The 6,834-nt window shown below is 37.4% G+C and carries 9 protein-coding genes; 7 read left to right on the top strand and 2 right to left on the bottom strand.

What is annotated here, in order from left to right; translation table 11 throughout:
• Nucleotides 1-128: 128 nt before the first annotated feature.
• Complete coding sequence (gene purN / locus ABIB40_RS09665; RefSeq protein ID WP_354358439.1) at nt 129-707, bottom strand: phosphoribosylglycinamide formyltransferase; 579 nt, start codon at nt 705-707, stop codon at nt 129-131.
• Between the two features lie 133 nt (nt 708-840).
• On the opposite strand from purN, the gene ABIB40_RS09660 reads away from it, so the two are divergent.
• The 6 genes from ABIB40_RS09660 to ABIB40_RS09635 all read left to right on the top strand — a co-directional run bounded on the left by ABIB40_RS09660 (nt 841) and on the right by ABIB40_RS09635 (nt 6,211).
• Nucleotides 841-1,938 carry an AI-2E family transporter gene (locus tag ABIB40_RS09660; protein WP_354358435.1) on the top strand — a complete coding sequence of 366 codons (1,098 nt, stop codon included), beginning with the start codon at nt 841-843 and terminating at the stop codon, nt 1,936-1,938.
• Nucleotides 1,939-2,050: 112 nt separating this feature from the next.
• Nucleotides 2,051-2,305: a 30S ribosomal protein S20 gene (rpsT, locus tag ABIB40_RS09655; RefSeq protein WP_354358433.1), complete on the top strand. Its 255-nt coding sequence runs from the start codon at nt 2,051-2,053 to the stop codon at nt 2,303-2,305.
• Between the two features lie 187 nt (nt 2,306-2,492).
• Nucleotides 2,493-3,191: a RadC family protein gene (gene radC, locus ABIB40_RS09650; RefSeq protein WP_354358431.1), complete on the top strand. Its 699-nt coding sequence runs from the start codon at nt 2,493-2,495 to the stop codon at nt 3,189-3,191.
• Nucleotides 3,192-3,215: 24 nt separating this feature from the next.
• The gene (locus tag ABIB40_RS09645) at nt 3,216-4,049 is read left to right on the top strand and encodes an endonuclease/exonuclease/phosphatase family protein (RefSeq protein WP_354358429.1); all 834 of its coding nucleotides are present in this window, start codon (nt 3,216-3,218) and stop codon (nt 4,047-4,049) included.
• A gap of 6 nt (nt 4,050-4,055) precedes the next feature.
• The gene (locus ABIB40_RS09640) at nt 4,056-4,808 is read left to right on the top strand and encodes a prolipoprotein diacylglyceryl transferase (protein ID WP_354358427.1); all 753 of its coding nucleotides are present in this window, start codon (nt 4,056-4,058) and stop codon (nt 4,806-4,808) included.
• Between the two features lie 8 nt (nt 4,809-4,816).
• Complete coding sequence (locus ABIB40_RS09635; RefSeq protein WP_354358425.1) at nt 4,817-6,211, top strand: radical SAM protein; 1,395 nt, start codon at nt 4,817-4,819, stop codon at nt 6,209-6,211.
• On the opposite strand, the gene ABIB40_RS09630 is transcribed toward ABIB40_RS09635, so the two are convergent.
• The gene (locus ABIB40_RS09630) at nt 6,197-6,409 is read right to left on the bottom strand and encodes a hypothetical protein (RefSeq protein ID WP_354358424.1); all 213 of its coding nucleotides are present in this window, start codon (nt 6,407-6,409) and stop codon (nt 6,197-6,199) included. The genes ABIB40_RS09635 and ABIB40_RS09630 overlap by 15 nt on opposite strands.
• On the opposite strand from ABIB40_RS09630, the gene ABIB40_RS09625 reads away from it, so the two are divergent.
• Nucleotides 6,400-6,570: a hypothetical protein gene (locus tag ABIB40_RS09625; RefSeq protein ID WP_354358423.1), complete on the top strand. Its 171-nt coding sequence runs from the start codon at nt 6,400-6,402 to the stop codon at nt 6,568-6,570. The two genes, ABIB40_RS09630 and ABIB40_RS09625, sit on opposite strands and share 10 nt — an antisense overlap.
• Nucleotides 6,571-6,834: the final 264 nt, after the last annotated feature.

The following is a 6,834-nucleotide window of genomic DNA, read 5'->3' as shown; positions in this document are numbered from 1 at the left end:
TATTCAGATATGGGTTAGATCATCTCTCGGAATGTTTGCTCTCTGGATTCAATAAGCTAGATATCAACATAATACAATTTTTGTCATGTACTTAGGTAAATGGTAGCCATCTGTAAAGGCATACCGCCTTATTTTTTCAGTTTCTTAACCAAGCTTTCCACAACCCGCGGATAATGTAGGTGTTCCAATTGTTGGCCTTTAAATTTTACAACCTCCAAAGTATCGTTAGCTTCTATCTTGTATTTAGCCTGATAAATGTACTCGCCTTCGTCGTATTGGTTGTTCACGTAATGAATGGTGATTCCACCTTCGCTCTCTTTACCTTCTAAAACGGCACGGTGCACCTTATCGCCATACATGCCTTTGCCGCCAAATTTTGGTAAAATAGCAGGGTGTATATTTATTATCCTACCGGGATAAGTGTTGATGATATTTTCTGGCATCAACCATAAAAAACCAGCCAAAACAATAAAGTCTATGTCCAAATTTTTAAGCAGTATCAACACATTCTCTGTGTTGTACAGCTCGTTTCTATCGAATATATGGCTCGGAATTTCAAAATTATCTGCACGTTGTAGTACGTAGGCATCGGCGTTATTGGTAAGCACCAACGAAACCTCAGCATCATCGCTATGCTTAAAATGTTCCATTAGCTTTTGGGCATTAGAACCAGAACCCGATGCAAAAATGGCTATTCTCTTTCTCACTAGATAGGGGGTTTTCATCAAAAGTAATATTTTTATATCGCTAACTTAAGTATTCGCTAGTTAGTTTCTTAAAATTGTCGTCAAAAAGCATAACTTAACTTTTCTTAATTATATTTGTTTCTTCCAATTTGTCATGATACAGAAATATCCATTTTACATTAAGGCGCCCATAATTTTACTGGGGATTATAATTGCTTGTTTTATTCTAAATGTTCTTCAGGATATTTTGGTTCCCTTATCATTTGCATTGCTTATTGCAATTTTATTAAATCCGCTCTGCAATCGCTTTCAACGGAAATTTCCTTTGGTGATTGCTATTGCGTTTACAATGCTTATTGCCATTGTTGTGTTGGTAGCATTAATTTATTTCCTATCCTGGCAAGTTTCTCACTTTTTCGATGATTTCGATGCGATAAAGCAGAAATTTGGCGAATTACTCCATACCATCCAAACTTGGTTACGACATCAATTTGGGTTGTCAACAAAAAAACAGGTTCAGATTTTGAACGATGCCATAAATAACAGCAAAGCGATGATCGGTCAGACATTAACCGGCGTGTTAGCGGTGCTCAGTGTAGTTTTTCTGATCCCTGTTTATACGTTTTTAATCATGCTTTATAAAAACCTAATTCTCAATTTTTTATACGAAGTATTTTCAGAAGAAAATAAAAAGAAAGTTGCCGAGATACTTGGCGAAACCAAGTCGGCCATTCAGAGTTATATTGTCGGTTTGTTGATAGAAACTGCTATTGTAGCGGTTTTAAATTCAAGCGCATTACTTATTCTTGGCGTTCCAAATGCGATTTTAATTGGTGTAATTGGAGCAATACTCAATCTTTTACCTTACATCGGTGGCATAATTGCTATTGCGCTCCCGGTGTTAATGGCAACTTTAACAAAAGACGGCTTTACTACGCAGCTTTTAATTGTTGGTGCTTACGCATTGATACAATTTATTGATAACAATATTTTGGTTCCGAGGATTGTTTCGTCCAAAGTGCAAATAAATGCGTTAATTTCCATCGTAATTGTTTTAATGGGAGCAGCCCTTTGGGGTATTTCGGGCATGTTTTTATCAATACCTTTTATAGCCGTTTTAAAAATTGTTTTCGACCGTGTGGAGGGACTGAAGCCATGGGGCAAATTATTGGGAGACACAGTTCCGACAGTACACATGGGGCAAATAAAAAACATGCGAAGGAAGAAGGCTGTGTTAACCGAAAAAACTTGACCATTTCTTTGAAATTAAAAACTGAAAAGATTTTGTAATTTAAAAACATAAATCATATATTTGCAGCCCCGATAAGAACGGGTAATTAAGATAAAATAAAAGGCTAAAGAGCATGGCAAACCATAAATCGTCATTAAAAAGAATTAGAGCAAACGCTACAAAGCGCTTACGTAATAGATATCAGGCAAAAACCACTCGTACCTTCATTAAAAGGTTGCGTGCTTCTGAAGATAAAAAATCTGCATCAGAACTTTTGCCAAAGGTTGTTTCTATGCTAGATCGTTTAGCTAAGAAAAATGTAATCCACAAAAATAAGGCTGCAAACAACAAATCGAAGTTAACAAAGTTTGTTAACGCTTTGAGCTAAGATTCTTCTACCGATATTAGAAACGCTGCAGATATTCTCTGTGGCGTTTTTTTTTATGAAAGATGTTTTTTTAAGATGCAACCCCTTGTTTTCTGCAGGCTCAGAAAAAACAGCAGAACGTATTAATAAATTTTTACCGATATTAGAAGCGACGCCTTTTCCTTGGCGTCGCTTTTTATTTGTAAAAATGGAAGAATACGGGCAAAAACTAGGTATCAAATTTTGGGCAGAAGAAGACAGGCCACGAGAAAAGCTTTTACTGCATGGTCGCAGGCATTTAACCAATGCAGAACTTGTTGCCATATTGATCGGCTCGGGCAACGTTACAGAATCGGCAGTAGACCTAAGCAAACGGATTTTATCTTTCTACGATAATAACTTAACCAAATTGGGGAAAGCAAGCATTGCCGATCTTTCTAATTTTAAAGGAATTGGCGAGGCAAAGGCTATCTCTATCATAGCCGCATTGGAACTAGGTTTAAGAAGAAAGGAAACGGATGCCGAGAACATTGTGAAAATCTCAAGCTCCAAAGACATTTTTAATTACCTAAATCACGTTTTTGCAGATTTAAACCACGAAGAATTTTGGATTATACTGTTAAACAGGGCAAATGGCATATTGGGCAAATACCTAATTAGCAAAGGCGGACAGGCGGGTACGGTGGCCGATCCAAAAATTATATTCCACATCGCCTTAGAAAAAAATGCAGCTGGCATTGTGCTGGCGCATAACCATCCTTCTGGTAACCTCACCCCAAGCGAAGCAGACAACAGATTGACAAAAAATTTGGTGGAGGCGGGTAAATTGCTTTACTTGTACATTGTAGATCATCTTATTTTTGCTGGAAACAAGTATTATAGTTATAGAGATGAAGATTTGATTTAATGCCTAATATAAACCAACTACAAAATGATTAAAAATACTGCTATTTTAATGGTGCTTTTAGCGCTTGGCTTTAACTCAATTGCCCAAACACCTATTAAAATTATTACCTATAACATTCGGTACAATAACCCGGCTGATGGAATTAATGCTTGGCCAAACAGAAAGGAGAATGTTAAAGCACTCGTAAAATTTCACGACGCAGATATTTTATGTGTTCAAGAAGCACTTGCCTTACAATTTGATCAGTTGTTAGAAAATTCTAATTTTAAAGCAGAAGGCGTTGGCCGCGATGATGGAAAACGCAAAGGCGAATTTTCTGCCATTTACTTTGATAAGGATCGGTTTGTTGAAAAAGATGGTGGCCATTTTTGGCTATCGCTTACGCCAAATGTTCCTTCTAAAGGTTGGGATGCCGCTTTAGAGCGTATTTGCACTTGGGTTAAATTGTATGACAAGTTAAACAAAAAGGAATTCCTGGTTTTCAACACACATTACGATCATATTGGCGTGCAAGCTAGGATAGAATCTGCAAAGCTCATCAAACAAAAAATACAAGAAATAGCGCCGAAACTGCCCGTTGTTTTTACAGGAGATTTAAACGTGACGCCAGAAACGGAAGCAATCGCCACGATAAAATCTTTTTTAAGCGATGCCAAAGAACTTTCCAAAGAGCCGCCTTATGGCCCAGAAGGCACTTTCAACAACTTTAAATTTGATAGTCCGCTGAAAGATAGAATAGATTATGTTTTTGTGAACAAAGGGTTTAAGGTAGAGAAATTTGCGGTGCTGTCTGACAGTAAAAACCAACGTTATTTTTCAGACCATTTGCCAGTATTTGTCGAACTGTTTTTTAAATAGAAGAATTTGCAATCACACGCTCCGTTTCCATTTAAGTTCGAGCTTTTTGGGCAACACTATCATTACCATTACTTGTTCGAAACCCTTGCGTTTATTGTAGGAATTAGGGTTTACTATTATTTGAAGAAAGGGATTGTCGATCCAATTTCTGATGAGAATAGATTGTGGATTTTGCTAGGTGCAATGCTAGGCGCGTTGATTGGCTCGAGGGTGGTGGCGGTATTAGAAACGCCGGAGGTGGTGCATCACCTAACTTTTGCGGTGCTTTACCAAAGTAAAACCATAATAGGCGGTTTGTTGGTCGGTTTATTTGGCGTTGAATTAGTAAAAAAGATGATCGGCGTAACCATTGCTTCCGGAGATATTTACGTCATTCCCATCTTGGTTGCTTTATTTATTGGTCGAATTGGCTGTTTTTCGATGGGAATTGATGAGCCAACTTATGGCATTCCTACTTCTTCATTTTTGGGAATGGATTTGGGTGATGGCTTAATGAGACATCCCATCATGCTTTATGAAATGGTTTTCTTGATCGCTCTTTTTCTTCTGTTCAGGGCGCTTAAAAACAAAAACCTTATTAATGGAGATCGTTTTAAATTGTTTATGTTGCTTTATTTTCTCTTTCGTTTTCTTATAGAATTTTTAAAGCCCTACCAATCTTTATTCTTAAATTTAAGCAGCATCCATTGGTCGGCGATATTTATTTTTATCTATTATTATAAGTTCATCATCAGGATATTTAAACGAGTTTTTACCTAACTTGCCCTATGGCCAATACCAGAGATTACATTTATTACGATTATACCAAAAGTCTTTGTCCCGAGTGTTTAATGCTCTGCGATGCAAAAATCGTTTTTCAAGATGAGAAAGTTTTTATGCTTAAAAGATGTAAAACGCATGGCGATAGTAAAGTGATGATTGCCGACGACGTTGAGTATTATAAGCAAATTAGAAACTACAACAAGCAGTCAGAAATGCCCCTTAAGTTTAATACCAAGGTACATTATGGCTGCCCTTACGATTGTGGGCTTTGTACCGATCACGAACAGCATTCTTGTCTTACAGTTATCGAAGTAACAGATCGTTGCAACCTCGCTTGTCCAACTTGTTACGCCATGTCGTCTCCAACCTATGGCAGGCATAGAACATTAGAAGAAATTGAGCGGATGATGGATGTGGTAGTGGCCAACGAAGGCGAGCCAGATGTGGTTCAGCTTTCTGGTGGCGAACCAACCGTTCATCCAGATTTCTTTAAAATTTTAGACATCGCCAAAACCAAACCCATTAAACATTTAATGGTAAATACCAATGGAATTAGAATTGCGAAGGATATAAAGTTTGTAGAGAAATTGGCTGCCTACATGCCCGATTTCGAGATTTATTTGCAGTTCGATAGTTTTAGTGCAGAGGTTTTAACCAAGTTGCGTGGCGAAGATTTAACAGAAGTTCGGAAGAAAGCCATCGATCACCTAAACCAGTTTAATGTTTCTACCACATTGGTGGTAACGCTACAAAAAGGTTTGAATGACCACGAACTTGGCGATATATTAGATTATGCCTTAAAACAGCGCTGTGTTAGAGGGGTAACATTTCAGCCCACGCAAGTTGCTGGCAGAAACGACGATTATAATGATCAACAGGGCAGAATTACACTAACAGAAGTGCGTAGAAAAATTTACGAGCAATACCCAACTTTTACACCTCAAGATTTAATACCGGTACCTTGTAACCCCGATGCGCTTTGTATGGCTTATGCATTAAAGATTGGTGATGAAGTAGTGCCTATGACGCATTTGATTAACCCTGAGGATTTACTTAATAATTCTAAAAACACCATCGTTTTTGAACATGATGAAAAGCTTAGAGAGCACATGATCAATCTGTTTAGCACCGGTGTTTCTGTAGATTGTGCCGAAGATACCTTTGGAGAATTGATGTGTTGTTTGCCCAGGGTACAGTCTGATAACCTGAGTTACGACAACCTTTTCCGCATCATCATTATGAATTTTATGGATCCCCTAGATTTTGATGTGCGAGCGGTTAAAAAATCATGCGTTCACATTGTAAGCGATAAATATAAGATGGTTCCGTTTGAGACAATGAATATTTTTTATCGGGATAATAAAATTGATGAGATAAGAGAAAAGTTAGAGATGAATTGATATGGATGGGTTATTGTATTTATACGGGCTGGCAATAGTTGCTTTATTTGTTGGAGGAATTGTTACCATCATTGTCAAATCTACCAGAAATGAGCCTGTTAAAATTGGGGTTATGATGATAATAGCATCTGTTGTGCTGGTTGTAATTGGTGCCGGTGCCTGCGCATTATTAATTTCTAATATGTGATATGATTGCATTTTTCTTTTTTTATGGTGTGGCAATTTTAGGGATTTTTATCGCAGGTATTATCGTCATTTTTATTAATTGGTTTCAAAAAAAGCCGATTAAGTCTGGAATTCAATTTATTATTGCTTCAGTAATTATGGTTGTAATTGGAGCAGAGCGTGTGCGGCTTTAAGCGTGGTTAATTGATAATATGGAATTATTTGTACTTTATTGGGTTATCGTAGTTTTACTATTTGTTGTAGGCTTAGTACACGTTATTGTGAGCTCTGTTAAAAACCAATCGACAAAACTAGGTTTAAGGTTGCTTATTGCGTCTGTAATTTTGCTTGTAATCGGTGCGGGAGCTTGTGCAATTATCATGTCCAACCTCCATATAGACACTAGATAGGTTTTCTACTAAGATTTCTTGTATAACTTTCCGCTTTGCGCGATAAAC

It is taken from the genome of Pedobacter sp. UYP30 (assembly GCF_040547165.1).
GTDB lineage: Bacteria > Bacteroidota > Bacteroidia > Sphingobacteriales > Sphingobacteriaceae > Pedobacter.
Note: the sequence above shows the minus strand (reverse complement) of the source record. Positions and strands in the feature narration are given on the sequence as shown.

Coding starts and splice junctions, on each gene's coding strand:
- ABIB40_RS09660 (WP_354358435.1), top strand. CDS start 841: ATGATACAGAAATATCCATTTTACATTAAGGCGCCCATAATTTTACTG.
- rpsT (WP_354358433.1), top strand. CDS start 2,051: ATGGCAAACCATAAATCGTCATTAAAAAGAATTAGAGCAAACGCTACA.
- radC (WP_354358431.1), top strand. CDS start 2,493: ATGGAAGAATACGGGCAAAAACTAGGTATCAAATTTTGGGCAGAAGAA.
- ABIB40_RS09645 (WP_354358429.1), top strand. CDS start 3,216: ATGATTAAAAATACTGCTATTTTAATGGTGCTTTTAGCGCTTGGCTTT.
- ABIB40_RS09635 (WP_354358425.1), top strand. CDS start 4,817: ATGGCCAATACCAGAGATTACATTTATTACGATTATACCAAAAGTCTT.
- ABIB40_RS09625 (WP_354358423.1), top strand. CDS start 6,400: ATGATTGCATTTTTCTTTTTTTATGGTGTGGCAATTTTAGGGATTTTT.
- ABIB40_RS09630 (WP_354358424.1), bottom strand. CDS start 6,409: ATGCAATCATATCACATATTAGAAATTAATAATGCGCAGGCACCGGCA.